This is a genomic window from Nocardioides antri (genome assembly GCF_008373765.1).
GTDB lineage: Bacteria > Actinomycetota > Actinomycetes > Propionibacteriales > Nocardioidaceae > Nocardioides > Nocardioides antri.
On sequence record NZ_VUJW01000018.1, the window covers coordinates 1 to 22698 of the forward strand.

Sequence of the window (22698 nt, forward strand, 5' to 3'; positions counted from 1 at the left end):
CCGGCCCATTCGGCGATCGCGCGAAGCGTGGCGATCTCCCGCTCCGCGATAAGGGTGCGGTGGGCGCGGATCTCGGCCAGCAGCTCCTGCGACCGCGAGGCGTCGGCCGGGTGGAGGAGAGGTGTGGTTCCGAGATCCATGACGCCTATTCAACCGCCGCGAACCGACGTCTCCATGTGCCCGGAACCCGCCTGTGGACAGGCAACTGACCCACCTCGGCCTGTGCACGAGAAGTGGCCTCCCCCCACCACCCGTAAGCCCGAACGCCACCGCAACCCACCGTCCTCCACGCTGGCTCCGCCACCACAGCGAGCACCTCAGGCCTCCCGCAGCCTGGGCAGTCGCGCGACCAAGTGCCGCAACCACGACGGCGCGCCACCACCGTTCTTCAAAAATCCAACCCGCCGCCCGACGACGGCGGTCGCGCCTGCCGGGCCCCAGCACCTCTCGATCAGCCAGCGTCCACGCGCTCCGGCTCCCGGGCCAGCCCGGCACGGAGCGTGAGCTCGGTGCAGAGGCGCCACTCGGGGTCGTCGAGGGCGGGTCCGACCAGGTCCCGCAGGACGCGCATCCGGTAGCGGACGGTCTGGGGGTGGACGTCGAGGTCGGCGGCGATCCGCGGGACCTCGCCGCGGTGGGTGAGCCAGGCGTCGAGGGTCTCGAGCATGCGACGGCGCTGGGTCACGGTGAGGGCGTCGAAGGGTGCGAGCTGTCGTCGCCGCAGGCGCTCGCCGAGGGTCGGCTCCGACGCGACCCACAGCCGGAGCAGGTGGTCGTCGGAGCGGACGAGGGGGCCGCCCTCGATGGCCCCCGACGTCGCGAGCCGGAGGGCTTCGGACGCCCACCGCAGCGAGGACGGTGCGTCGTACGGCGCGACGGTGGGACCGACGGCGAGGCGCTGGGCGCCGAGCGCGGAGCGGAGCATCTGCTCGCGGAGTTCGGTGATCTCGCCGGGTACGACGAGGGCGAGGTGGGCGGCGGCCGGATCCAGGAGCACGTCGGCGTCGAGCAGCGCAGCCTCGGGCGGCACGTCGGTCGAGACGACCACGGTGAGCTCGTGGGGGAGGCGCCACGAGGCCTGCTCGGCGAGCTGCGCAATCGCACGCGGGGTCGCGTGGCCCCCCAGCAGCGTGCGTGCGAGATGGCGCCGCCGGCGTCCGATGCCGGCGCCGTCGCCGGTGAGTGCGCGGACGTAACCGTCGCGGGCGAGCGCGGTCATCTCCTCGACGTACCCGAACAGCAGGTCGGCGAGCGCGGACTGGGTCGTGGACGGGACGCGGTGGCGGCGGAAGACGCGGACCATCCGGCGCCAGGCAACGCGTACGCCGATCCGGAACGCCGCCTCGAGACGGCTGAGACCGGTGTCGAACGGCAGCTGGAGCCGGCCGAGCGAACGGCACAGCTCGTCGCGCAGCGGCGACGGCTTGCGCGGCGAGACCATGTGGTCGACGAAAGTGAGGACGTTGCTCTCGACCGCGCGCTGGACAGGCTCGCGGTAGGGGCCGCCGATCAGCGGCGCGTAGTCAGGGATCGACCGGCACACCTCGTCGATGATCTCCTGGCACAGGCTCGGGATCTCCCTGCGGAACAGAGCCGCGAGCTGCGTGGTCGGGAGCGGGGTCACCGCATCCTCCGGGCGGTGTCGCTGCCAGTTCTCCGACATGGCTCCGTTGTAGGCCGGTCACCTCCACCACGGCCACGGCCAGCGGACCGCCGTGTCCGCATCGTGACCAGCCTTCAGTGACGGTTGTGGCGGTGGTGACAACGGCCGAACTGGGGTCGCCTCCCGCTTGTCACCCCCGCGGCGTGAGGCCGATCCGGACGGTGTTGTCCGGGCCGGCGACGGCCGCGCTCAGGGCGCTCGTGGAGCCGCCGCAGTCGACCAGCGAGGGCAGCGCGTACCTCCCGGTGAGGACGCCGCCCTTCGCGGGCAGGAAGCCGGCCGCCGACCGCAGCACGACCGTCGTCGGACTGATGGTCCGGCAGCTCGGGCCGCCGCCGACCGGGAACCCGAAGAACGTGACGGTCGGGACCCGCACGAGGGTGGTCGTGCGGGTGGTGAGGACGCCGGACTGCAGGGTCCCGGCGGTCGGCGCCGTCGGCGCCAGGACCAGGCGCGCGGTGACGGGGAAGAACTGGTACATCCGGAGCGTCGCGGACGTCGGCTCGAACGACACGTCCGCGGTCACGCCACCGGCCGCGCCGTCGTACGTCGCCGCGAGGGTGCCGCGCAGGGCGACGGTCGTGTCGGCCGCTGCGAGGTGGGACGTGCCGGCCAGCGCATAGGTCAGTCGCGTCGTGGCGGACGTCGTCGTCACGGTCAGCGGCGGCGAGGCGGGGGAGACGTTCCCCGCCTGGTCGTGGGCCTTCACCGTGAATGTGTACGACGTCGCCGGGGTCAGGCCGGCGACGGTCGCCGAGGTGCCGGTGACCGTGACGACCTTCGTAGAGCCGCGGAACACGTCGTAGCCGGCGACGTCCGGGTCGGCCGGCGCTGTCCAGGCGAGGCCGACGCTCGTGGTCCCGACGTTGGTCGTCCGGAGGCTGGTCGGCGCCGCCGGCGCCGCCGGCGGCGTGGTGTCGCCGTCACCGGTCACCTCCACCGTCGCGATGACGGTGTCCTGCCCGGCGTCGAGCGAGCAGTCAGAGTCGAAGGAGTCCAGCCCGGTCGTGCGTCCCGCCGCGTCGCGCGGCGTGATCGAGAGCAGCAGGTCGTCGACGGTGATCTCGTAGCTGCCTGCAGCGGGGAACGTCAGTGGCTCGATGGTGGCGCGGGCGACGGTGTCGAACGCGCCCGACGCCGGGACGGGCGTCGGCTCCAGCGTCGCCGGCACCGACAGGTCGAGGTCGGTCGACGGACCGTTGATGTGGGCCGAGGCGAGGGCGGACCCGACGAGCGACTTCGAGCCGACCATGACCAGCCCGGACGTCGTGTCGTCGCTGATCGTCGCGACCGCCGTGACCTGGACCGGTGCCGTCGCCGTACCCGCCTCGATCGTGGCCGGCAGGTTGGTGCTGACCGCGACGCTCAGGGCACGCGGCCCGATCAGCGGGTAGGTGCACCGGAAGTCGAGCGTCACCGGGTCGGAGTCGGCCGTCGCGAGAGCGGGGGCAGCGGTGACACCGGCCCACGCGGCGACAGCGAGCAGGCCGACCGCGAGGCCGGCGCGGAGGGGGTTCGTCATCGTCGTCACCTCGGGTCAGCAGTTCGTCGTGGCGGGCGCACCGGCCAGCCGGTCGGCGAGGAAGGCCATCGCGTCGTCGTTCGCCCACGAGATCGGCGAGATGTGCGCGGCGGGGCTGGTGCCGAGCGAGGCCGTGTCGTACGTCTTCCACTGCAGCCGGACGCCCTTGCCGCAGTACTGCTGGTGGAGGCTGTCGGCCTGGCCGAACGCGACCAGCCCGTCGGTCGTGGCGTGGTACTGGAGCACCGGCACGTCGATCCTCGTCGTGCCGAGCGAGCTCTCACTGACCCGGATCAGCCACGGCAGGTCGCCCAGCGGGTTCTTCGAGGTGTAGTCCGCGAGCGACTTGCCGCGGTACTTCAGCAGCAGCTCGAGGGCGCAGTCGCCGTTCTCCATCGCCGCGAACGCCTGGCGGCCGGCTTCGTTGAGATAGGTCTCGAGGTTGAGCTCGGGATAGGCGTTGTCGAAGCCGATCAGGGCGATCGCGAGCAGCCCGAAGCCGTCGCTGCCGTTGAGGGGCAGCGCGACCTGGGACAGGTTCGCCGGGACGCCGCCGGCGACCACGCCGAGAAGGTCGAGCTCCGGGGCGTACGACGCCCGCTTCTCCGCCGCCCACAACGCTGCCGCGCCGCCCTGGGAGTACCCGCGGAGCAGGACCTTCCCGTCGTCGGCGAGGCCCGCCTCCGGCAGGCGCTGTGCCGCGCGGACGACGTCGAGGAGCGCCTGTCCCATCGACGGTCCGGTCATGTACGTCGCCGACGGCTGCGGACGGTAGCCCTCGTAGTCGGGCACCGCGACGGCGTACCCCTTGCGCAGCATCGCGGTCACCGCCGGCTGCTCGTAGAACGAGCCGGAGGCGATCATCTTCGACGGCGCGCACCGGAACGAGAGTCCCTGCGTCCCCGGCGCGAAGCCGACGACCGGTGCGGTCGCGGCGTTCACTCCCTTCGGGACGAGCACGGTCCCCGTCATTGCCTGACGCGCGCCGAGGGCGTCGGTGGACAGGTACATCACCTGCCAGGAGTCGGCGATCCGCTGGGTCGGCGTCGGCCCGGCCGGCGCGGGTCGCGACCGCACGACGTCCCCCGGCGCGCCGGCCGGCAGCGTGGCCGGCGGGACGTAGAACGCGTCGTCGAGCACCGCGGTGGCCGCCGGTGCCGGCACGACGGCGGACGCCACCGCCGTCGCGCCGACACCCCATGCCAGGACCGCCGCGGTCAGCAGCGCGCCGGCCGTCCCTCGTCGCCGGGTCGCGATCGTCATCTCCTGGACCTCCCTCGTTCGGCCGGCTCAGGTTGGCACCGGAGCCCGGCGGTGCGCGCGGCGAGCGCCCGCGATCGTCCGACCTTTGTCACGGCGGCACAAAGCCCGGCCGGAAACCTGTTGGTGGTCGGCTCCGCCGTCGGTCACGCTTCGCCTGTGATGCAGACCTGGACGAGCGCCGTGTGGCGGAGCGAGGCGTTCGCTGCCGAGCTCCGCGCGTTCGTCACGGCCGCCGTCGGGGAGCCGGAGGTCTTCGAGCCGCTGAAGATCCGCCCCTGGTCCGCGGTCTGGCGCGTCGAGGCCGGAGGCAGCGTCTACTTCGCGAAGCAGAACTGCCCCGGCCAGGCCCACGAGGCCGGCCTCGTCGCGGTGCTCGCGCGGCTCGCGCCGGAGTACGTCGTACCCGTGGTCGCTGCCGACCCCGGCCGGGACCTGCTGCTCACCGCCGACCTGGGTCGGACCCTTGCGGAGCTCGGCGGCGACCACGACGTCGACACGTGGTGCCGCATCGTCCGCGACGCCGCGCTGCTCCAGCGTGCCGTCGTCTCGCACGTCGACCAGCTCGGCCTGACCGAGATGCCGCCCGAGGCGACGCCGGCGTACGTCGGAGACGCCATCGGCCGGCTCGGCGCGCTGCCGCACGACGACCCCCGGCGGCTGGGGGAGGACGTCGCCCGGCGGCTCTGCGCGCTGATGCCGACGATCGAGCGGTGGTCGGACGACGTCGCCGACCTGGACCTGCCGCTGACGCTCAACCACAACGACCTCCATGGCGCCAACGTGGTCGCCACGAACGGCCCGGAGGTGCCGCTGCGGTTCTTCGACTTCGGCGACGCGGTGGCGACCGAGCCGTTGGGGTCGCTCTTCATCCCGCTGGCCGTCTGCGCCGCCGACCTGGGCGCCGGGCCGGACGACCTGCGGCTCCGCCGGATCGCCGACGCGGCGCTCGAAGTCTGGACGGATCTCGCGCCGGCGCGGGCGATGCGCGCGGCCCTGCCGGCCGCGCTCCAGCTCGCCCGGGTCGCGCGGGTCGAGTCGTGGCGGCGGTGCGTGCGGACGATGACGACCGAGGAGCGCGCCGAGTTCGGCTCCGCTCCCGCCGAGCGACTCGCTACCCTCGTCGCTGATCCACCGGTGGGGCACCTGCCACCGATGTGACGCCGCGGGCGGCCGTGGTGATACTGGATCGCGGCGCGGGCAGGAGGAGCCCGGTCTGTGGCAAGGGGTAGGGATGGCGCGATCGGCGAGCCCGGGGAGACCCGGCGGCGCTCGACGCGCGTCCCGGTCCGTCCGGCAGACCCGCAGCGACCGGCGGCGGGAGCGAGCCGCCGAGCAGTACCGCGGCAAGCGCGCCCTCCGACCGGGCGACGCGGGCCCGGCCCCCGCTCCGACCGCAGCACCGACGCCCGCCCCGGTTGTCGTCCGCGCCCCGGCGTCCGTCCCGCCGACCGAGCGTCCCCGTGGCGGCCGGCGTGCGCTGCGACCGGCCGAGCGTCGTACCCGCGGACTGGCGGGGACCCTCGGCCTCACCTTCGTGTCGGCGATGGTCCCCGGCACCGGCTACCTCTTCGCCAAGCGCAAGCTCGCCGGCGCGGTCGTGCTGCTCGGCTGGGCCGTCGTCTTCGGCTCGGTCGTCCTCTACTTCGGGCAGGACCTCGACCTGGTGGCGGCGCGCAACCGCGCGGTCGACCTGGCGTTCGACCCGACCAGGCTCCGCATCCTGACCGCGGTCGTCACCGTGCTCCTGCTGGTCTGGCTGTTCGTCGTGTGGACGTCCTACCGGCTGATCCGGCCGCGGGAGCGACCGCGCTGGCACACGGTGGTCGGCAACCTCGCGGTCATCGTGTTCTGCGTGATCTTCGCGGCGCCGGCGGTGCGCGCGGGGCAGTACGCCATGGCGACCGCGGACTTCGTGAACACCGTCTTCGACGGCAACGAGATCGCGACCACGCCGGACGACGTGTCGGCGGAGGACCCGTGGGGTGGCCGCGAGCGTGTCAACGTGCTGCTCCTCGGCGGTGACGGCGGTGAGGGCCGCGACGGCGTCCGCACCGACAGCATGATCCTGCTGAGCATGGACACCGAGACCGGCAAGTCGGTCACCTTCAGCCTCCCGCGCAACATGGCGAACGCCCAGTTCCCGGAGGACAGCCCGCTCCACGACCTCTACCCCTATGGGTTCTCCAACGGCGACTACGCCGACGGCAACTACATGCTCAACGCCGTCTACCGGAACATCCCGGCGATGCACCCCGGCATCCTCGGCAAGAGCAACAACGAGGGCGCGGACGCCATCAAGCAGGCGGTCGAGGGGTCGCTCGGGATCCCGGTCGAGTACTACGTGCTCGTCAACCTCGAGGGCTTCAAGGAGGTCGTCGACGCGATGGGCGGGGTGACCGTCAACGTCAACGAGCCGATCGCGATCGGTGGGAACACCGACGCGGGGATCCCGCCCGACGACTACCTCGACCCCGGGCCGGACCAGCACCTCAACGGCTTCCAGGCGCTGTGGTTCGCACGCGGGCGCTGGGGGTCCGACGACTACGAGCGGATGGAGCGGCAGCGCTGCATGGTCGACGCGATCATCGAAGCGGCCGACCCCGCCAACCTGCTGCTGCGCTACCTCGACCTGCTGAAGGCCGGCGAGGAGATCGTCTACACCGACATCCCCAGCGAGCTCGCCTCGGCCTTCGTCGACCTCGCGCTCCGGGTGAAGGACGCCAAGGTCAAGTCGGTCGTCTTCCGCTCCTCGGAGGAGTTCAGCTCGGCCGACCCCGACTTCGAGTGGATGCAGGACCTCGTGCAGCGCGCGATCGACCCGCCGAAGCGGAAGGGCTCCGGCGACAAGAAGGACCCGGCCGACGACCCCGAGGACGCCTGCGCCTACCAGCCGACGGGCGAGACCGTCGACGACGCGCTCGCGTCGTACTGACCCGGCTCTGCGCGACCGTTTCGCATACGGTGCTCGCGTGACGACCAACGAGGAAGCCCATCGCATCGCTCGCGAGAAGGGCGTCAGCGGCCCGCTCTACCTGTTCGTGAAGTACACCGCGGCGCTGATCTTCCGGATCGTCTGCGGGTTCACCGCGTCCGGCAGGGAGAACGTCCCGAAGAAGGGCCCGGTCGTCATCGTGCCCAACCACAAGAGCTTCTGGGACCCGTTCTTCGTGGCGATCGTGCTGCGCCGCCCGGTGCACTTCATGGGCAAGGCGGAGCACTTCGACGGCCCGATGGCGGCGACGTTCCTGCGGCTCGGTGCGTTCCCGGTACGACGCGGGGAGTCCGACGCCGACGCGCTCGCCACCGCCCGTGCGATCCTCGCGCGCGGCGACGCGCTCGCGCTGTTCCCGGAGGGCACCCGCGTCCGCGACGAGGGCCTCGGTACGCCGAAGCGCGGTGCTGCGCGGCTGGCGATCGAAGCCGGCGCCCCGCTCGTGCCGGCCACCATCACCGGCACCGAGAAGCGGCGCTGGCCGCTCCCGCGCAAGGTCCGGATCGTGTTCGGCACGCCGGTGTCCGTCGAGGGGCTCGAGGCCACGCCCGAGGGCGCCGCCGCCGCGATCGGTGAGGCCTGGCCCCAGGTCACGGAGGAGTACGCCCGCTGGCAGAACCGCGCCGGCGTCGTCGCGGCCGGCGCCGCCGCGATCGGCCTCGGCGCCTGGTTCCTGAAGAAGCGCCACGGGCGGTAGGCCGATCCGCCGAGGCGGCATCGGCCCGGCTGATCATCGTCGTCACGGGTAACACCCAGCCCGTGGGAACCATCCGCGTCGGCATCTCCGGTTGGCGCTACCCGCGCTGGCGGGGTGACTTCTACCCGGTCGGCCTGCCGCAGCGTGCCGAGCTCTCCTACGCGGCCGAGCGGATGACGTCGGTGGAGATCAACGGGTCGTTCTACTCGCTGCAGCGGCCGTCGTCGTACGCCGCCTGGCGGGACGCCACGCCCGACGACTTCGTGCTGGCGGTGAAGGGCGGCCGGTTCATCACCCACATGAAGCGGCTCCGTGGGATCGAGGCGCCGCTCGCGAATTTCTTCGCCTCCGGTGTGCTCGCCCTCGGGCCCAAGCTCGGCCCGGTGCTCTGGCAGCTGCCGAGCTCGCTCTCGTTCGACGCCGAGCTCGTGGACGGCTTCTTCGCCCAGCTGCCGCGCTCCACCCGCGCCGCCGCCGAGCTGGCCAAGGGCCACGACGACCGCCTGTCGGGGGACCGGGTCCACCTCGACGTCGACGCGGACCTGCCGATGCGCCACGTGCTGGAGTTCCGCAACCGCAGCTTCTGCACCGACGAGGCGTTCGACCTGATGCGCAAGCACGACGTTGGGTGCGTCGTCGCCGACAGCCCCGGGCGCTGGCCCGAGGCCGACGTGGTGACCAGTGACGTCGTGTACGCGCGGCTCCACGGGCACACCGAGCTCTACGCCAGCGGCTACTCCGCCGCCTCGCTCGACAAATGGGCGGATCGGTGCCGGGAATGGGCGCGGGACGCGGACGTCTACGTCTACTTCGACAACGACGCACGCGGACGGGCACCCCACGACGCGGTCTCGTTGATCTCACGCCTCGATCCGGTCGGCTAGGGTTCCGGCCCGGGGCGGTAGCTCAGTCGGTCAGAGCAGAGGACTCATAATCGTTCCGGAATGAGCCTGTCCGCCCTGGTCGGAGCGTTGAGGCAGTTCGCCGCGCTCCTCTCGCGCTCCTCGGCTCGCGTTTCGCTCCGGGGAGCGCGTATCGGTCGGCGCAGGTCGGATCGGTTCATGGCGGCGATTCCGAGCATGCGGCGGAGCCGACTCATCCCCTCCCACGCCAGCGCTCGACGCGCTACAGTTCCCCTCGTACCGCGTGGTCATAAGGCGATAGGGGCCAGCGGACACGCCGGGAGCCAGAGATGGATGCCCAGCGATGTAGGGATCGGGCCAACCGGTAAGTGGTGGCCGCCAAAGAACGCCAGGCGGACAACCCGGGAGCGCTGTACCCCGCGATACCCGCTCAGATCACACCCGTCGTGGTGGGGGTCGGTCGGGTGACGCGGGGTCTTGTCATTTCGCCACTACCTCGACCTCTCCTGCCTCGGCAGTTGAGAGGTTCCAATGGCCGCCAAGACCAAGGCCACACCCAACCCGCAGGTCGATGACTTCGGCCTGCCTGTCGGCGTAGTCCTGTTTTCAGAGGAGCAGGTCGCGACGATGTTCAGCCTGACCAAACGCCAGCTCCGGCGCTACCGCACAGGTGTCGATCCGGTGCTGCCTGCGTTTCGCCCGTCAGGGCCGACAAGCCCGCCGATGTACCGCCGCGCCGACCTCATCGCGTGGCTGTCGCGCTAGCCATTCACGCACCTTGGTCGCCGCCTGCTGTTGCGCATCGGGCAACACAACGCGCGACGACGCTAGACGAGGGGCAGCGGAGACCCCCAGAAACCCGACGAGGAGGAGTAATGGCCCGACCCCGGCTCGGCCACACGAGGAAGGTCGTCATCCCCGATGACGTCTACGCGGACCTGAAGCAGATCGCCCGGATGCAGACCATCCCCATCGCAGAGGTCATGCGCGCTTCATACGAGCACTACATCAACCACGTCCTGAAGAGGAGGGGCGCCGCATGAGTTTCAACAACCGCTCGCCGATCGGCAGCCCGAGCGAGCGCGGTGCGGCGCTGAGGGCTCAGCAGGCTGCCGAAGCCCAGCAAGCACACGATCAAAGGAGATTCAACGACATGACCGAGAAGTCGCCCACCGGCATCCCCCGGGCAAGTCTGCCCACCGAGGACACCAGAGAGGCCGCCAACAGGGTCCACCGCAAGATCGGAGAGGGCTGGGACCTTCTGCGTGAGGGTCGTCAGCGGACCGACGAAGCCAAGCGCGCAGCTGCGGGTCGGCGAGCCTCCGATGCACAGCGGGCGCCCGCGCTCGACAACCCGAACGGGGTCCGCTGATGGGCGTCCAGTCGATGTGGAACGACGATCTCCACGAGTACCGCGACACCGTGCGGGGGCTGAGCGACGCCGACAGGCGAGAACTCGATCGCGTGATCGCCAAGGACGATCAGCACTGGGCGAACCTGATGCAGGAGCGGTACGCCGACACCGTCAACCTCCTCACCGATCGACTCGGGTCCGTCCTCCGGGTTTGCGCGAGAGGCGAGGAGAACATCGACGCCGACATCGAGGCTTACCGAAACGGCGAACTGACCGATGAGGAGTTCGGCAACCGCCTGACCGAATACTCCGCTGACCTCAATCGTCTGCGTCCGTTCGTCGAGAGCGCGGGCGAGAGCGAGGCCCGCGCGTGGGGCGAGGTCAACGTGACACCCGGTGAGTTTCAGAGGGCGACAGCGAAGAGGTTCCCGGCGCTGTTCAGCGGCGGGCGCGGCTTGGTCCGCGTCCAGACGCCGGACGAGTGACCCGAGATGCAGAAGCGGCTCAGCAGGTCCACACGCTGCTGAGCCGCTCGCGTTCCAAGGGAGGAACGAAGGAATGAACGAGTCAACCGTAAGCCGAAAGGTCCGGCTACCGCTGCCTCGCAACGAGGACCATGTGGCGTGGGTCGTAGATCAGTACCGCCGCAAGGATCGGCGCGACCCATCGAACTACGAGACACCAGCAACGGCGTGGGTTCACCTGGCGATGCCTGATCGCGGCCAGGTCCGCGCCGAGCGTCTGTTGGCGAGACTCGCTGACTTCGCCGATCGGATGCAGGGCGACCTCCACGACGAGTTCCGGGTGCCACGGGACTTCTCGTGCGACGACCTCGCGCAAATCATCCTTGCCAAAGCTCTGGTGGAGAAGGGCACTCCGTTCGCCGTCTACAACATTGAGCCGTCGGGTCGAGCGTTCTACTTCTACCGGCTGATCCGCCTGGCCACCTGGCACCCTGACGCCCCGCGACCAAAGGGTGACGCCTGATGGCCGGCTGGCGAACCATCAGAAGGCACATCTGGCGGGACGAGGACGGGAATCCCGTGCTCGAGCACACCAAGTACATCCCGCCGGACGGCAAAGTTTCGTTCCCGTGGCGCTACCGCTTCGTTGGCGAGTTCGGCAGCTGTTGGTGCAAGAGGAAGCCAGGCGAGACCTGGGAGGACGTAGGCATCGTCCATCCGCTCATCTATCCGCGCGACGTGTTCGCTCGCGCCGACCGTCGCGCCGATCTGCTGGTGGTCGAGGGTGAGGCCGACGTAGACGAAGCGCTCGGCGCGGGACTACTCGCGATCACGGCTGGCGCCGCTGGCGCGTTCGGTCGAGAGCACGCGGCCCTTGTTCGTGGGTGGGGCGGTCGCGTCTCGATCGTTCGCGACAACGACCTACCCGGTGCCTGGGGCGCTGCCAAGGCGTACGACGCTCTCCGGGACGTCGGCATCCCCGCAACACGGCTCCGGGTCGCTCGCGGTCGAGTGAAGGGCAAGGGCACCGACCTCCGTGACCATCTGGAAGCCGGGTACGCCGCAGACGACCTGATCGCTGAGCCCATCGCCAAGGTGCGCAGGCTTGCCGCTCGGGCAACAGCGGAGTCGTTCAACCGTGCTGGTTACGAGGCGGATGCCGAGGGGCGGTTCTCCCATCGGGCACCGCGCCACGAGAACGATCCCGGCTGGCACGTGGTCAGCGCCGCGGAGGTCGCGCAGATCAGGGGCTGGAGGCCGAACCAGTCATGAGCACCCCCACCTCCAACAAAAGTCGAGCACGCAAGACGCCAGCCCGCACGAGCGGATCGCGGCTACTCGACGAGGTTGAGGCCGCGCTTCGGCGGTACGTGATCCTGCCCAACGAGCACTGCTACGTCACCGTCGCGCTGTGGATCGCGGCAACTCACGGGATCGAGTCCTGGGACTTCGCTCCCCGCCTGTCGATCATCTCTCCGGAGAAGCGGTGCGGTAAGACTCGGCTGCTCGACGTGATCGAGCACCTTTGTCACAAGCCGCTCGTCACGGTGAACACGACCGTTGCCGCGGTGACTCGCTCGCTTGGCAAGAAGGCACCTCCGACTCTGCTCGTTGACGAGGCCGACAGCATCTTCGGCACCAAGCGATCAGCAGATAGCCACGAGGACCTGCGCGGCCTGCTCAACGCGGGGCATCAGCGCGGCAAATACACCACCCGCTGGGACGTCACGACGAACTCGCTCCAGAAACTCGAAACGTTCTCGATGGTCGCGCTGGCGTCGATCAAGGATCTGCCGGACACGATCATGGATCGCGGCCCTGTGGTGCGGATGCGGCGTCGGGCCAATGGTGAGACGGTCCAGCCGTTCCGCGCTCGTCGAGATGGTGCCGGGGTCCTGCTGCCGCTACAGAAGCGCTTGGCGAAGTGGGTCGGTGCGCAGGAGTTCGCGACCGAGGTCCTTGGGATGCCGGTCGAGGATCGAGCCGCCGACAACTGGGAGCCGCTGATCGCGGTCGCCGACGCTGCTGGCGGGTCGTGGCCCGAGCGCGCTCGGCTCGCTGCGAAGGTCATGACCGAGGCAGAGGCCGGTGTCGCCCAGGAGTCGTTCGGCCTGGAGCTGCTCCGCGACATCAAGGCGATCTGGCCGCCGAAGGCGAAGGCCACCTTCACGAGCGATCTGCTGTCGGCGCTCCACAGCCTGGAGGAGAGCCCGTGGGGCACGTACCACGGCACCCCGCTCAACGCGAACGAGTTGGGCCGGCTGCTGAAGCCGTACGGCGTGAGGTCTATGGACGTCAAGCTCCATCGTGAGGTCAAGAAGGGCTATCGGCTCGACGGCAAGCGCAATTCCAAGACGGGCGCGGTCGAGGGCGGGCTGTTCGACGCGTGGGAGCGCTACCTCCCCGAGCACAGAGGTAGCGGCGAGGTAGCGGGCCGATGAAGGCGCGGACGCTACCCCCGAATCACCCTCCGACCAGGGGAAACAGGGTCGAGGTAGCGGAGGTAGCCCCAGTAGCCCCAAGGGCGCGTAGGAGCGGTTCCCGGGGACCCCTATTGACCCGTCCTCGTCGCACTTATCTGCAACTGCACACGGAGTGGTGCAGCCGTACCCACCCGACGCGCCCTTATCCGCTACCTCCGCTACCCGCGCTACCTGGGACGTGTTTGCCCTGGTCGCGCCGTGGTTTCGCCGGTAGCGCCGCGCGCCGATCGCGCCGCTACCCAGCCGCTACCCGAGGAGAGATGAGGAGTCGCTCATGCCCAAGAAGGACACCCAGAAGCGCGGCACCGCTGCCGAGCAGAGCAAGCCGAAGAAGCGGAAGCGTGTGACCGCTGACGACCGGGGTCCACATGACCCTATGCAGGGTCCGACCCCTACAGGCCGTAAGCGTGCAACGAAGGGCGAGAAGGTGCGAGGGAGCCGTGCTCCCACGGACCGTGCACAGTGCACGGCTCACAAGCGGAACGGTGATCGGTGCGGCAACCCACCCGTGCGCGGCTCCAACGTTTGCCGCATGCATGGCGGCTCGGCTCCGCAGGTGAAGGCGAAGGCGAATCAGCGGTTGATCGAGATGATCATGCCGGCCATGCGTGAGCTGCGGCGCGTGCTCGACTCCAAGACAGCCAGCGACGCCGACAAGTTGAAGGCCGTCAACATGGTGCTTCAGCGCACCGGCTTCAACGAGCGCCACCAGATCGATATCGGTCTGCGCGAGCCGTCGCCGTGGGAGCGGCTCACCGGCGCAGACTCCACAGCGTTCCGAATCGAGCGCGGGCGCGAGGCCGTCATCGATCCCGACGATGACCCGCCCGCCCTTCTTGGTCGTGGGGGGAATGAGGACACCGACGAAGCGCTCACCGCTCTTCTGGACCAGCGGGAGCGGGAGCGTGCTCGCGAGGCGTCGACCCGCATCAGCAACGAGGGCCACGACGTTGTTCGCGGTGATGTGATCGGCGACGAGACCCAGCGGCGGGCCGTCGACCCCTTCCGAGTCGAGGAGAAGGAGCGCGCCGAGTTCGCCCGACGCCGGACCGAGTTCGACCCGGAGCCGGTCCGGCCCGAGGGACCGGCCTGGGAGCGGTATGAGGAGCGCGTCCGCGAAGGCGTCGAGGAGCGCCGGAGGTAGCGATGCAGCGCGTGCAGACGGTGCTCTCGCCTGTCGGGAGCGGATCGGACAGCCCGACGACCCTCCGAGCCGTCAACGGCGTGCAGATCGGCGCGAGCCGGGAGGGCCTGGGGCCTGTAGGAGGCTACGCGCTCCTGGCGTACCGTCCGGAATCGAGTAGTTCAGATTGGAACTACCGAACCGAAGGAGACAGGAAATGATGAACTTCCCGCTCGGCGGAACGATGCGCTTCACCCCGGATGAGGGAGTGGAGGTCGCGCTCAAGCCCGCCGCGATCAGCAAGGCCGACGCCCGTGAGATCGGGCTGACGTTCTGCGAGGCAAGCGACGACGAGCGCGAGGCTCTGCTCGCGGCGCTCGGGCCGACGATGCTCAAGCGCTCGCTGCTTGTGTTCGCCAATACCGCTGCTCGGGTCGGCGAGCCGGGCGCCGCGACGTTCGCCCGCGACCTCCGCGAGCGGATCGTCACGACCCGTGGCCGGCGCAACGAGGGCGTGGCCTGATGAGGGTCGTCGGCTACGTCCGAGTCAGCACGACCGAGCAGGCACGCGACGGCTACTCACTCGACGCCCAGCGCGCGGCCATTGAGGCCGAGTGCGCTCGGCGCGGGTGGGAGTTGGTCGACGTGCTCGCAGACGAGGGCTACAGCGGCAAGCGGGACGACCGGCCCGCACTCCAACAAGCTCTGACCCTGCTGCGCCGCAAGAAGGCACGAGCGATCGTGGTCGTGCGGATGGACCGGCTCGCCCGCTCCACCCAGCACCTCTGCGAGTTCATCCTCCAGTCCCGCAAGCAGAAGTGGGGCATCGTCGCGATGGACTTCGACTTCGACACCACAACCGCGAACGGGCGACTCATCGCCCGCATCCTCGCCTCCGTCGCTGAGTGGGAGTCAGAGGTCAACGGCGAGCGCGTCCGTGAGGGCATGGCCGAGGCGCGAGCGCAGAGGCAGGCAGACGGTGAGCCGGTGACCTGGGGCTTCAAGCGCCAGACCCCTGCCGAGGTGGTGGGGAGGATCGTCCGCGCTCGCCGCAAGGGCGACTCCTTCAACACCATCGCTCGCCGTCTACAGGAGAGCCGCACCCCGGCCCCTGGGGGCGGGGAGCGCTGGTACCCGTCGACCGTCCGGCGCATCTTCGACGCCGAGCAGCGACAGAGGGCCGTGTCGTGAACCCGAATAGTTGGACTCCGAGGCGAAATCCGTTCGTGAGACTCGCGGGCGACTCGCACGACGGACGCGCTCACGGAGGCCGCGACTACGACCGGGACGTGTTTGTGAGTCGTCGTGTCCAGGTCGCAGCGACCGACCATCCCGCATCTGACCGTTGGATCACGCTCACGACCAAGCGAGGCCGCGACGGCTCCCGCCTGTACGTGGTGGGACTGGTGGACGGCTTCTCCAAGTCGACCCAACCGGCGACCACCTACCCAACCCTGACGCGCGCCCGCAACGCCGCCAACAAGCTCTACAACGCCATGACCGAGAAGGAGGACTGATGAGAGAAGCGAAAGCCTGGGTGCGCAGGAATGACAGGACCAAGGACCTGCACCCCAGCAAGCAGAAGTGGGAGGTTCTGTGGACCGACCCGGAGCAGGCCTACAAGAAGCGCACCAAGGGTGGGTTCTCGAGCAAGGCAGCCGCGCGGGCGTGGGCTGACGACTTCCTCGACCGCGTCCGCAACGGCAGGTACACGGACCCGGCTCGAGCCGAGGTCACGTTCCGGACGCTCGCGGAGGAGTGGCTGGCGGCTCAGCACTTCGACAGGCGCCACACGGCCAACGGCTACCGCAGGATCGTCGAGGGCAACAACGATCTGATGGAGACGTTCGGCAATACGCCCATCGGCGAGGTCACCTACAGCGCGATCCTCCGGTACATCAAGGACTCTGCGAGCCGACTCGCTGCGCAGACCGTCCGGCATCGGTTCTACGTCCTCCGGACCGTGCTCGACTACGCCGTTTACAACCGGCGGCTCGCGGTGAATCCGGCGAGGAGCGTCGCGCCGAGGACGCTCCCGAGCGTCAAGCGCATGAAGGCGCACGAGGAGAAGCGCTACCCGCTGACATTGGGGGAGACGGAGCGGATCATTGCGGCGATGCCGTACCCGCACAACGTGTTTACGCGACTCGTCGCTGACTCGTGGATGCGTCCGGAGGAGGCGACCGGGCTACGGCTCCGGGACGTTGACCTCGATGACGGCGTGGTTCGGTTGCGCTCGGTCATCGTGGAGATACAGGGTGAGTTGTTTCGCGAGGAAGCGACCAAGACCGCGCACAGCAGCCGAGACATCGACCTCGAATCGCGCACAATCACGGATCTTGTTGCGTACGTCGAGCAGCACCGGAAGCGAGCGGCTAGGTGGTTCGCCGAGCATCCGGAGCACGTCCACCCTGGCGACGACCTGCCCTTGTTCGTCGGCTCGGCTGTTGGTGGGGCGCATGACCGTGCCCTGGTCGACCGGCTCGACTACTCCAAGCCGCTCCGGTACTCGTCGCTGAACGGCCGCATTTGGCGGAACGCGCTCAAGGAGGCCGGTGTCCCGCACATCCGGTTCTACGAACTCCGACACGCCGGCATCAGCCGCCACGTCGACCGGATTGGCCAGGGCGGCGCGCTGACCTTGAAAGAGATCCAAGAGCGGGCAGGTCACGGCAGCGCAACGATGACGCTCGACCGCTATGCCCGGAGCGCGAAGCCGGACCGGGCTGCTCGGCGCAGAGCTCTGGACGCCGCTGTCGCGACGGAGGAGGCGAACGTCGTCCAACTGGCCGAACGAATGGCGCGCTAGGACAGTCGGTATGAGCCTTGTGTTGGCTTCTCAGGCATTGAAGAGGGATGGCTGAGCGTCCCGGTCGCGGCGTCCGCAAACCATCCGATCCACCGATCAACGAAACCACTGGGGTCCGCACGGTCAACCTCCTCGAATGGCCAGGCCAACTGCAATGTGCCAATCGCACGCGAGAACGCAACGCTTGCTACGTGTCCCTCTCGACTGAACGGATCAACGGAAGGGACAGCCCGATTGCCTAGGCCGCCGCTCATGAAAGCGGTCTCGTACCATGCAAAGCGCCCCTCCTCTTGAGCGTCGCAGAACCAGAGACTGTGTGACCGGCCCTCGTAGCCACCCTGCCTCTGCGACTGGTTCACGGTGATGACTGCTTCGGCAATCAGCCGAAATGGCCCTTCCCAATAATCAGCTTGTCGGGGCTTGCTCAAGCCGAGTTTTCCGCCTCGCAACTGCGCAACCCACGCCATCGTTCCGCTGCCTGCGTCGTATTCGATGTGCGCGATTGGCGCATCGGCCTCAATCGCTGCCACCAGAGGCTGAGAGATCGACTCGAACGACTGACGAGCGACCTCGAATAGCGCGGCATCATTGGCTTCTGCCTCGGACTGCCTCACCGCTTCGGCGTAGTCCCTTGCGAGCCGTTCCGTCTCCGCGATGTTGGCTTGCGCGAGCCGAGAGGCTCCCGGCGAAGAGGGCTTCGAACCCGCGTCCTTCAGCCGCGCCAAGATATTGGCTGCGGATGGTCTTGCCTCCATGGGCTTGTACAGGCACTCCTCGATCAGGGTGCGCAATCTCGGTGTGCCAGCTGTAAGTGTCGGCGCTGTCTCGAAGAGGTGCTGGTGGCGAAAGTCGGGACCAGGGAACGGGCGGGACCCAGCGAGCAGTTCGTACGCAATCACTCCGAACGCATACACGTCGGTGGCAGGTGTAGCCCGTTCCATTCGCCACTGCTCCGGTGCGGCGTACGGCCGAGTGAGCGCCCAGTTGCGGGTGTCCGCCCCGGTCGTTTGCTCCGCATACCGAGCGATTCCGAAGTCGGCCAAGCACCACGAACCGTCGAGAAACAAGATGTTGCCGGGCTTGAGATCACGGTGAATGATCGCAGGGTCAGCCCCCGCGAGGTCGGCGAGTGCGGTCGCGATGTCCCGCATGATGTCTACGGCCTCGGGAATAGGTACCGGTCCGGCAGTCATATGGGACAGGAGTGACTTGTCCGCCTTGGGCATGACGATCACCCACTGGCCGGCATGCTCGCCGGTGTCCCATACCGGGACTACGTTGCGTGCGGCCGCGGCGCGAACCGAATCCCCCATGAGCAGCTCGCGTTCTGCTCCCGGATCCTTTGCGACGAACTTCGCGACGCCCACGAGGCCGTTCTCACCGGTCACGTTAAAAACGCGTCCGAACCCTCCATCGCCATCGGGCAGTTGCGGCCCCAACGTCCAGGTCCGAGCATCCAGACTCATCGTGGTCATGGGCGTCACGTTACTGACTCGATCCGACGGAGACGGCGTCACGACTCAAGTCATGCAAACGGGGTGGTCCTCAGTAGGATCACCGGTGCGGGCCAGTAGCTCAGCTGGTAGAGCAGGACACTCATAATGTCCCGAGTCGCAGGTTCGAGTCCTGCCTGGCCCACTTTTCCCGTTCCGAGCACGCGAGCCCGTGCGAGCATGTATCGGTGTGGCAGACCGGGTAGGGGAGGTCCTATGTCGAACGGTGACTACCAGGCACTGCAAGCGGCGCTTCGACACTTCGTGCGCATTGCCGCTACGCCGCAGTATCAGCAGATGGTGGCGGTTGCCCGTGAACACGCTCGCGCTCAGGCGACTGCTTCCGTCCGGCAGGAGGCGTTGAGAGCCAGTGAGGCCGCGCGGGAGAACATCCGGGACCAGGCGGAGCGTGCAGTAGAGCAGCGGCGACTGCTTAGCAGGGAGGCTATCGAACAGGCGCGAAAGGCGGTCGAAGAAACCAGACGCCTGCGGGTCGAGGCGGCCAAGAACGCCGTAGCGCCCAACTACCTGGCCGCCGCAGCTGCGGCTACCGCGCTGCAACCCGCCCTCGACCATTACATTAAGACCCTGCCGACGTGGGTCAGCACCGTGCAGAGGACATTCGAAAATCCCCAAGTCCTCACGTTCCTGCAGGAATGGGCGCGGCTGGCGGCGTCGCGTTCCGATTCCGCGGCAACCGAACCCGACGGCATCACGCTTGCCGCCCTCAGTGCTCTTGCTGACGCGGACGAGGTCCAAGAGGCCGAACTCGACGCCTTCGAAGCCGAACTATCTGAGATCGACGTACTCGATCAGATTCTCGACGAGGCGGCCCTGAGCCTCGCCACCGAGCATCCGTTTCTTACGAAGGCCCAGGCTCGCCGAGTGGTTGTAGTCCTTGCGTATGTGGGTTGGGTGGCCACATTGGTGGGACTTGGCGTCGCTGGTTCGCCAATGCTGACGTTTGCGGCACTAGTCCTCAGCGCCGGTGGGGTAGACGCTCCGAGGGTCAGCCGTATGGCCGAGAAGGGCGTTGAGATGCTGCCCGATCGATTCTTCTCCGCAGAAGTCGAACACCCGGGTCAGGACTCTGAGGACAACCCTGCCGACGAGGCTGACGGCGAACACGACGAGTGAACGCCCCGCGTCACACGTGGGGTGCCGAACCCATGGTCCTCACGCTCACGTGCCCTGACGCTCGATGAAGAGGTTTCGGCCCGATTCATCGAGGGCCTCCGGTCGGCGGTCACCTCTCTCGGGGTCGATCCCGACGACGTATAGCGCGCGCGTTCCCGGCGTTGACGGCTCGATCCGGCCGAGGGACCGGCGCTGGGCTCCGAGGCTGTGCAGGACCCCTCTGCACATGTCCAGGGGCGGCCTCCGATCCGGCTACCCTTCGGGACCGCGCTCGGGAGGCGCCGGGGCCGTTCGGCGCTCCCCTCGCGCTCCTCCGCTCGGATCAGGAGCAGCCGAGGGCGTTGGCCCTGGTCGGGAGGGATTCGAGGGGAATCCCGCTCAACGGAGCGGCATTATGCCGCGAATGGACTCCGACTCATCCCGACCCACTTGGGCCCTCTTAGACCGGGCCGGATCTCTCATAATCCTTGGGTCGCGGGTTCGAGCCCCGCCCGCCCCACTCGGCTCGCAGTGCCCCAGCGTCAGTCCTCGTCGGTCCCGCCCCAGATCAGGGAGTAGACCTCGAAGGCCGCGGCATACGTCGAACCCATCCGGGCGCCGCCCTGCCGGAGGATGCCCTCCAGGAAGTCCCGCGCGCTCCAGCCCTCCCACCCGAGGCCCTTGATGTAGGCGTCGTGCGCCTCGAGCGAGGCCACCCCGACGTCGAAGGTCTCGGTGACGTCGACGGCGTGGCGGCCCTCGGGCGAGCCGGCCGCCCACACCGCCCGGACGCCGCCCCACGGCTCCAGCCCGTCGACCAGCTGCTCGGGGAAGATCCAGCGGTTGCCGGCGTCGCGGACGCCGTCGAGGACTGCGCGCCCGGTGGCGATGTGGTCGGCCTGGTTGAGCGCGCCCGGCCCGAAGCTGTCGCGGAAGTTGCCGGTGATGACGATCTCCGGCCGGTGCTGGCGCACGACCCGGGCGATCGCGGCCCGCAGCTCGAGGCCGTAGGTCAGGATCCCGTCGGGGAAGCCGAGGAACTCGACGCTGTCGACCCCGACGATGCGCGCCGACTCGACCTCCTCCGCCTCACGGAGGGCCCGGCACTCGTCCGGGTGCAGGCCGTCGATGCCGGCCTCGCCGCTGGTGACCATGACGTAGCTGATCGACTTGCCCTGGCCGGTCCAGCGCGCGATCGCGCCGGCAGCGCCGTACTCCACGTCGTCGGGATGAGCGACGATCACCAGGGCCCGCTCCCAGTCCTCGGGGAGCGGCTTGAAAGGGTGCGGCTTCTCGTGCATGGGCCGAGCATCCCACCTCGGGCCCGTCGGTGGTCGGACCCTGCGCCCGGTCGGGTGGTGCCCGGGATCAGGTCAGCCGGATGAAGCCGGTCCGGTAGGCCGCGACGACCAGCTGCAGCCGGTCGCGGACCTCGACCTTGGTGATGAGCCGGGCGATGTGGCTCTTCACGGTCGCGGTGGAGATGAACAGGGTCTGTGCGATCTCCGTCGTGGACAGGCCGGCGGCGATGCAGTGCAGCACCTCGACCTCGCGGTCCGAGAGGCGTCCCGCCCAGCTGGGCGCCGAGGCAGCGACTGCCGTTGCGGGAGCGCGGTAGGGCTGGGGGGCGTGCACCACCTTCAGGTGGCGGCGCTGGACGCCATGCGTCGCCAGGGTGGAGCTGCGCTGGGTCTCGCTCATCGGTCGTCTCCTTGGAACCGGGGGGTGTCACAGAAACTACGGACGAACGGCGGCGGGCGAATCAGGGATAACCCCCTACTTACGGACCCGATCGCGGTGCGGAGCCTTCTGCTGTCCGCGGAATCGCTTGCCGCGCCCCGCGGCCTCGGCTGGGGTGGGCGCATGAGACTTCTCGTGCTCGGTGGCACCGTCTTCCTGTCCCGCGAGGTCGCCTCCGAGGCGGTCCGCCGTGGCCACGAGGTGGTGTGCGCCTGTCGCGGTGTGTCCGGCGACATCCCGGAGGGAGCGACATTGCTCCCGTGGGACCGGGCGGAGGAGCCGCCGGCCGCGCTGGGGGAGTACGACGCCGTGGTCGACGTGTCCCGCACGCCGTCGCACGTACGACGCGCGGTCGCTGCCGTGCCGGACGCGCACTGGGTCTTCGTGTCGACCATCAACGTCTACGCCGACGACTCGCTGCCGGGCGGGCCGGGCACGGTGCCGTTGCGCGAGCCGATCACCGAGGACGTCGACCTCAGCGAGGATCCCGAGGCCTACGGCCCGATGAAGGTGGCCTGTGAGCAGCTGGTCCGCTCCGGTGCCGCCTCGGCGGCGGTCGTCCGCCCGGGGCTCATCGTCGGCCCGGGCGACCCCACCGGCCGGTTCTCCTACTGGCCGGCGCGGTTCGCCGACGGCGGCGAGGTGCTCGCCCCGGGCGACCCGTCCGACATCGTCCAGGTCATCGACGTCCGCGACCTCGCGTCGTGGATCGTCACCCTCGCCGAGCGGCGCACCACGGGTGACTTCGACGGCGTCGGGATGCCGGTCCCGATCGGCGACCTGCTGCAGGAGTGCGCCCCGGACGCGTCGCTCACCTGGCTCGACCAGTCGTTCCTGACCGAGCAGGGCGTGGAGCCGTGGTCAGGACCGGACTCGGTGCCGCTCTGGCTGCCGCGCCCGGACTACGACGGGATGATGAACCACGACGTCGAGCTCTCGCTGGAGGCCGGCCTGACGCTGCGGCCGGTCACGGAGACCAGCCGGGACACCCTCGCCTGGCTGCGCGACAACCCCGCCGCCAAGGTGACCGGCATCGGCCGGGACCGGGAGCGCGAGGTGCTCGACGCCTGGCACGCTCGCGCCTGACGCCGGCAGCGGCTCGACCGCCGTACGCTC

The 22698-nt window shown here is 69.3% G+C and carries 24 protein-coding genes, 1 tRNA gene and 1 pseudogene; 20 read left to right on the forward strand and 6 right to left on the reverse strand.

Annotated elements, in window-relative coordinates:
- Nucleotides 1-451 precede the first annotated feature (451 nt).
- The 3 genes from F0U47_RS20090 to F0U47_RS20100 form a co-directional block, all read right to left on the reverse strand.
- Nucleotides 452-1663 (reverse strand): PucR-like N-terminal domain-containing protein, encoded by a 1212-nt coding sequence (locus F0U47_RS20090; RefSeq protein ID WP_149752277.1) that lies wholly within the window; start codon nucleotides 1661-1663, stop codon nucleotides 452-454.
- A gap of 130 nt (nucleotides 1664-1793) precedes the next feature.
- Entirely contained in the window at nucleotides 1794-3185 is a 1392-nt protein-coding gene (locus tag F0U47_RS20095) for a fibronectin type III domain-containing protein (RefSeq protein WP_149752278.1), read from the reverse strand.
- Between the two features lie 15 nt (nucleotides 3186-3200).
- Nucleotides 3201-4448 carry a lipase family protein gene (locus tag F0U47_RS20100; RefSeq protein ID WP_149752279.1) on the reverse strand — a complete coding sequence of 416 codons (1248 nt, stop codon included), beginning with the start codon at nucleotides 4446-4448 and terminating at the stop codon, nucleotides 3201-3203.
- A 156-nt stretch (nucleotides 4449-4604) separates the two neighbouring features.
- On the opposite strand from F0U47_RS20100, the gene F0U47_RS20105 reads away from it, so the two are divergent.
- The 17 genes and pseudogenes from F0U47_RS20105 (at nucleotide 4605) to F0U47_RS20175 (ending at nucleotide 17233) form a co-directional block, all read left to right on the forward strand.
- Nucleotides 4605-5606: an aminoglycoside phosphotransferase family protein gene (locus F0U47_RS20105; RefSeq protein ID WP_149752280.1), complete on the forward strand. Its 1002-nt coding sequence runs from the start codon at nucleotides 4605-4607 to the stop codon at nucleotides 5604-5606.
- A 73-nt stretch (nucleotides 5607-5679) separates the two neighbouring features.
- Nucleotides 5680-7380 carry an LCP family protein gene (locus F0U47_RS20110; RefSeq protein WP_149752281.1) on the forward strand — a complete coding sequence of 567 codons (1701 nt, stop codon included), beginning with the start codon at nucleotides 5680-5682 and terminating at the stop codon, nucleotides 7378-7380.
- Between the two features lie 37 nt (nucleotides 7381-7417).
- Nucleotides 7418-8137, forward strand: a complete 720-nt coding sequence (locus F0U47_RS20115; protein WP_188111447.1) for a lysophospholipid acyltransferase family protein — start codon at nucleotides 7418-7420, stop codon at nucleotides 8135-8137.
- A 62-nt stretch (nucleotides 8138-8199) separates the two neighbouring features.
- Nucleotides 8200-9021: a DUF72 domain-containing protein gene (locus tag F0U47_RS20120; RefSeq protein ID WP_149752283.1), complete on the forward strand. Its 822-nt coding sequence runs from the start codon at nucleotides 8200-8202 to the stop codon at nucleotides 9019-9021.
- Between the two features lie 510 nt (nucleotides 9022-9531).
- Nucleotides 9532-9765, forward strand: a complete 234-nt coding sequence (locus F0U47_RS20125) for a helix-turn-helix domain-containing protein (protein WP_149752284.1) — start codon at nucleotides 9532-9534, stop codon at nucleotides 9763-9765.
- A 110-nt stretch (nucleotides 9766-9875) separates the two neighbouring features.
- Entirely contained in the window at nucleotides 9876-10043 is a 168-nt protein-coding gene (locus tag F0U47_RS21410) for a hypothetical protein (protein ID WP_188111448.1), read from the forward strand.
- Complete coding sequence (locus F0U47_RS20130; protein WP_149752285.1) at nucleotides 10040-10372, forward strand: hypothetical protein; 333 nt, start codon at nucleotides 10040-10042, stop codon at nucleotides 10370-10372. Before F0U47_RS21410 ends, F0U47_RS20130 begins: the two co-directional genes overlap by 4 nt.
- The gene (locus F0U47_RS20135) at nucleotides 10372-10839 is read left to right on the forward strand and encodes a hypothetical protein (protein WP_149752286.1); all 468 of its coding nucleotides are present in this window, start codon (nucleotides 10372-10374) and stop codon (nucleotides 10837-10839) included. Before F0U47_RS20130 ends, F0U47_RS20135 begins: the two co-directional genes overlap by 1 nt.
- A gap of 73 nt (nucleotides 10840-10912) precedes the next feature.
- Complete coding sequence (locus tag F0U47_RS20140) at nucleotides 10913-11341, forward strand: hypothetical protein (protein WP_149752287.1); 429 nt, start codon at nucleotides 10913-10915, stop codon at nucleotides 11339-11341.
- A gap of 56 nt (nucleotides 11342-11397) precedes the next feature.
- The gene (locus tag F0U47_RS20145; protein ID WP_188111449.1) at nucleotides 11398-12090 is read left to right on the forward strand and encodes a toprim domain-containing protein; all 693 of its coding nucleotides are present in this window, start codon (nucleotides 11398-11400) and stop codon (nucleotides 12088-12090) included.
- On the forward strand, nucleotides 12087-13259 hold the full coding sequence (locus F0U47_RS20150) for a DUF3631 domain-containing protein (RefSeq protein WP_149752289.1): 1173 nt from the start codon (nucleotides 12087-12089) through the stop codon (nucleotides 13257-13259). Before F0U47_RS20145 ends, F0U47_RS20150 begins: the two co-directional genes overlap by 4 nt.
- Before the next feature lie 418 nt (nucleotides 13260-13677).
- Nucleotides 13678-13839, forward strand: a pseudogene (locus tag F0U47_RS22150) (hypothetical protein); the annotation flags it as partial.
- A gap of 18 nt (nucleotides 13840-13857) precedes the next feature.
- On the forward strand, nucleotides 13858-14445 hold the full coding sequence (locus F0U47_RS20155) for a hypothetical protein (RefSeq protein ID WP_149752290.1): 588 nt from the start codon (nucleotides 13858-13860) through the stop codon (nucleotides 14443-14445).
- A gap of 196 nt (nucleotides 14446-14641) precedes the next feature.
- Nucleotides 14642-14947, forward strand: coding sequence for a hypothetical protein (locus tag F0U47_RS20160; protein WP_149752291.1), 306 nt, complete (start codon nucleotides 14642-14644; stop codon nucleotides 14945-14947).
- Nucleotides 14947-15615, forward strand: coding sequence for a recombinase family protein (locus tag F0U47_RS20165; RefSeq protein ID WP_149752292.1), 669 nt, complete (start codon nucleotides 14947-14949; stop codon nucleotides 15613-15615). Before F0U47_RS20160 ends, F0U47_RS20165 begins: the two co-directional genes overlap by 1 nt.
- Before the next feature lie 104 nt (nucleotides 15616-15719).
- The gene (locus tag F0U47_RS20170; protein ID WP_149752293.1) at nucleotides 15720-15941 is read left to right on the forward strand and encodes a hypothetical protein; all 222 of its coding nucleotides are present in this window, start codon (nucleotides 15720-15722) and stop codon (nucleotides 15939-15941) included.
- A complete protein-coding gene (locus F0U47_RS20175) occupies nucleotides 15941-17233 on the forward strand; it encodes a tyrosine-type recombinase/integrase (RefSeq protein ID WP_149752294.1) in 1293 nt (430 codons plus the stop codon). The genes F0U47_RS20170 and F0U47_RS20175 overlap by 1 nt, the downstream gene beginning before the upstream one ends.
- On the opposite strand, the gene F0U47_RS20180 is transcribed toward F0U47_RS20175, so the two are convergent.
- Complete coding sequence (locus tag F0U47_RS20180; protein ID WP_149752295.1) at nucleotides 17230-18708, reverse strand: serine/threonine-protein kinase; 1479 nt, start codon at nucleotides 18706-18708, stop codon at nucleotides 17230-17232. The genes F0U47_RS20175 and F0U47_RS20180 overlap by 4 nt on opposite strands.
- 89 nt (nucleotides 18709-18797) lie before the next feature.
- Here F0U47_RS20180 and F0U47_RS20185 point away from each other — a divergent pair.
- Together F0U47_RS20185 and F0U47_RS20190 are read left to right on the forward strand one after the other, a co-directional pair.
- A tRNA-Ile gene (locus F0U47_RS20185) sits at nucleotides 18798-18871 on the forward strand.
- Between the two features lie 71 nt (nucleotides 18872-18942).
- A complete protein-coding gene (locus tag F0U47_RS20190; RefSeq protein ID WP_149752296.1) occupies nucleotides 18943-19863 on the forward strand; it encodes a hypothetical protein in 921 nt (306 codons plus the stop codon).
- Between the two features lie 521 nt (nucleotides 19864-20384).
- Here F0U47_RS20190 and F0U47_RS20195 read toward each other — a convergent pair.
- Both F0U47_RS20195 and F0U47_RS20200 read right to left on the reverse strand, forming a co-directional pair.
- The gene (locus F0U47_RS20195) at nucleotides 20385-21143 is read right to left on the reverse strand and encodes a PIG-L deacetylase family protein (RefSeq protein WP_149752297.1); all 759 of its coding nucleotides are present in this window, start codon (nucleotides 21141-21143) and stop codon (nucleotides 20385-20387) included.
- 67 nt (nucleotides 21144-21210) lie between these two features.
- Nucleotides 21211-21543, reverse strand: a complete 333-nt coding sequence (locus F0U47_RS20200) for a response regulator transcription factor (protein ID WP_149752298.1) — start codon at nucleotides 21541-21543, stop codon at nucleotides 21211-21213.
- Nucleotides 21544-21705: 162 nt separating this feature from the next.
- Between F0U47_RS20200 and F0U47_RS20205 the strand changes: the two genes are divergently transcribed.
- Nucleotides 21706-22668 (forward strand): NAD-dependent epimerase/dehydratase family protein, encoded by a 963-nt coding sequence (locus F0U47_RS20205; protein WP_149752299.1) that lies wholly within the window; start codon nucleotides 21706-21708, stop codon nucleotides 22666-22668.
- The last annotated feature ends 30 nt before the right edge of the window (nucleotides 22669-22698 follow it).

What these genes read in the sequence shown, in the direction of transcription:
- F0U47_RS20160 (WP_149752291.1), top strand. Translation starts at nt 14,642, where the DNA reads ATGATGAACTTCCCGCTCGGCGGAACGATGCGCTTCACCCCGGATGAG.
- F0U47_RS20195 (WP_149752297.1), bottom strand. Translation starts at nt 21,143, where the DNA reads ATGCACGAGAAGCCGCACCCTTTCAAGCCGCTCCCCGAGGACTGGGAG.
- F0U47_RS20175 (WP_149752294.1), top strand. Translation starts at nt 15,941, where the DNA reads ATGAGAGAAGCGAAAGCCTGGGTGCGCAGGAATGACAGGACCAAGGAC.
- F0U47_RS20110 (WP_149752281.1), top strand. Translation starts at nt 5,680, where the DNA reads ATGGCGCGATCGGCGAGCCCGGGGAGACCCGGCGGCGCTCGACGCGCG.
- F0U47_RS20150 (WP_149752289.1), top strand. Translation starts at nt 12,087, where the DNA reads ATGAGCACCCCCACCTCCAACAAAAGTCGAGCACGCAAGACGCCAGCC.
- F0U47_RS20135 (WP_149752286.1), top strand. Translation starts at nt 10,372, where the DNA reads ATGGGCGTCCAGTCGATGTGGAACGACGATCTCCACGAGTACCGCGAC.
- F0U47_RS20125 (WP_149752284.1), top strand. Translation starts at nt 9,532, where the DNA reads ATGGCCGCCAAGACCAAGGCCACACCCAACCCGCAGGTCGATGACTTC.
- F0U47_RS20165 (WP_149752292.1), top strand. Translation starts at nt 14,947, where the DNA reads ATGAGGGTCGTCGGCTACGTCCGAGTCAGCACGACCGAGCAGGCACGC.
- F0U47_RS20095 (WP_149752278.1), bottom strand. Translation starts at nt 3,185, where the DNA reads ATGACGAACCCCCTCCGCGCCGGCCTCGCGGTCGGCCTGCTCGCTGTC.
- F0U47_RS20140 (WP_149752287.1), top strand. Translation starts at nt 10,913, where the DNA reads ATGAACGAGTCAACCGTAAGCCGAAAGGTCCGGCTACCGCTGCCTCGC.
- F0U47_RS20180 (WP_149752295.1), bottom strand. Translation starts at nt 18,708, where the DNA reads ATGACCACGATGAGTCTGGATGCTCGGACCTGGACGTTGGGGCCGCAA.
- F0U47_RS20205 (WP_149752299.1), top strand. Translation starts at nt 21,706, where the DNA reads ATGAGACTTCTCGTGCTCGGTGGCACCGTCTTCCTGTCCCGCGAGGTC.
- F0U47_RS20090 (WP_149752277.1), bottom strand. Translation starts at nt 1,663, where the DNA reads ATGTCGGAGAACTGGCAGCGACACCGCCCGGAGGATGCGGTGACCCCG.
- F0U47_RS21410 (WP_188111448.1), top strand. Translation starts at nt 9,876, where the DNA reads ATGGCCCGACCCCGGCTCGGCCACACGAGGAAGGTCGTCATCCCCGAT.
- F0U47_RS20130 (WP_149752285.1), top strand. Translation starts at nt 10,040, where the DNA reads ATGAGTTTCAACAACCGCTCGCCGATCGGCAGCCCGAGCGAGCGCGGT.
- F0U47_RS20200 (WP_149752298.1), bottom strand. Translation starts at nt 21,543, where the DNA reads ATGAGCGAGACCCAGCGCAGCTCCACCCTGGCGACGCATGGCGTCCAG.
- F0U47_RS20190 (WP_149752296.1), top strand. Translation starts at nt 18,943, where the DNA reads ATGTCGAACGGTGACTACCAGGCACTGCAAGCGGCGCTTCGACACTTC.
- F0U47_RS20100 (WP_149752279.1), bottom strand. Translation starts at nt 4,448, where the DNA reads ATGACGATCGCGACCCGGCGACGAGGGACGGCCGGCGCGCTGCTGACC.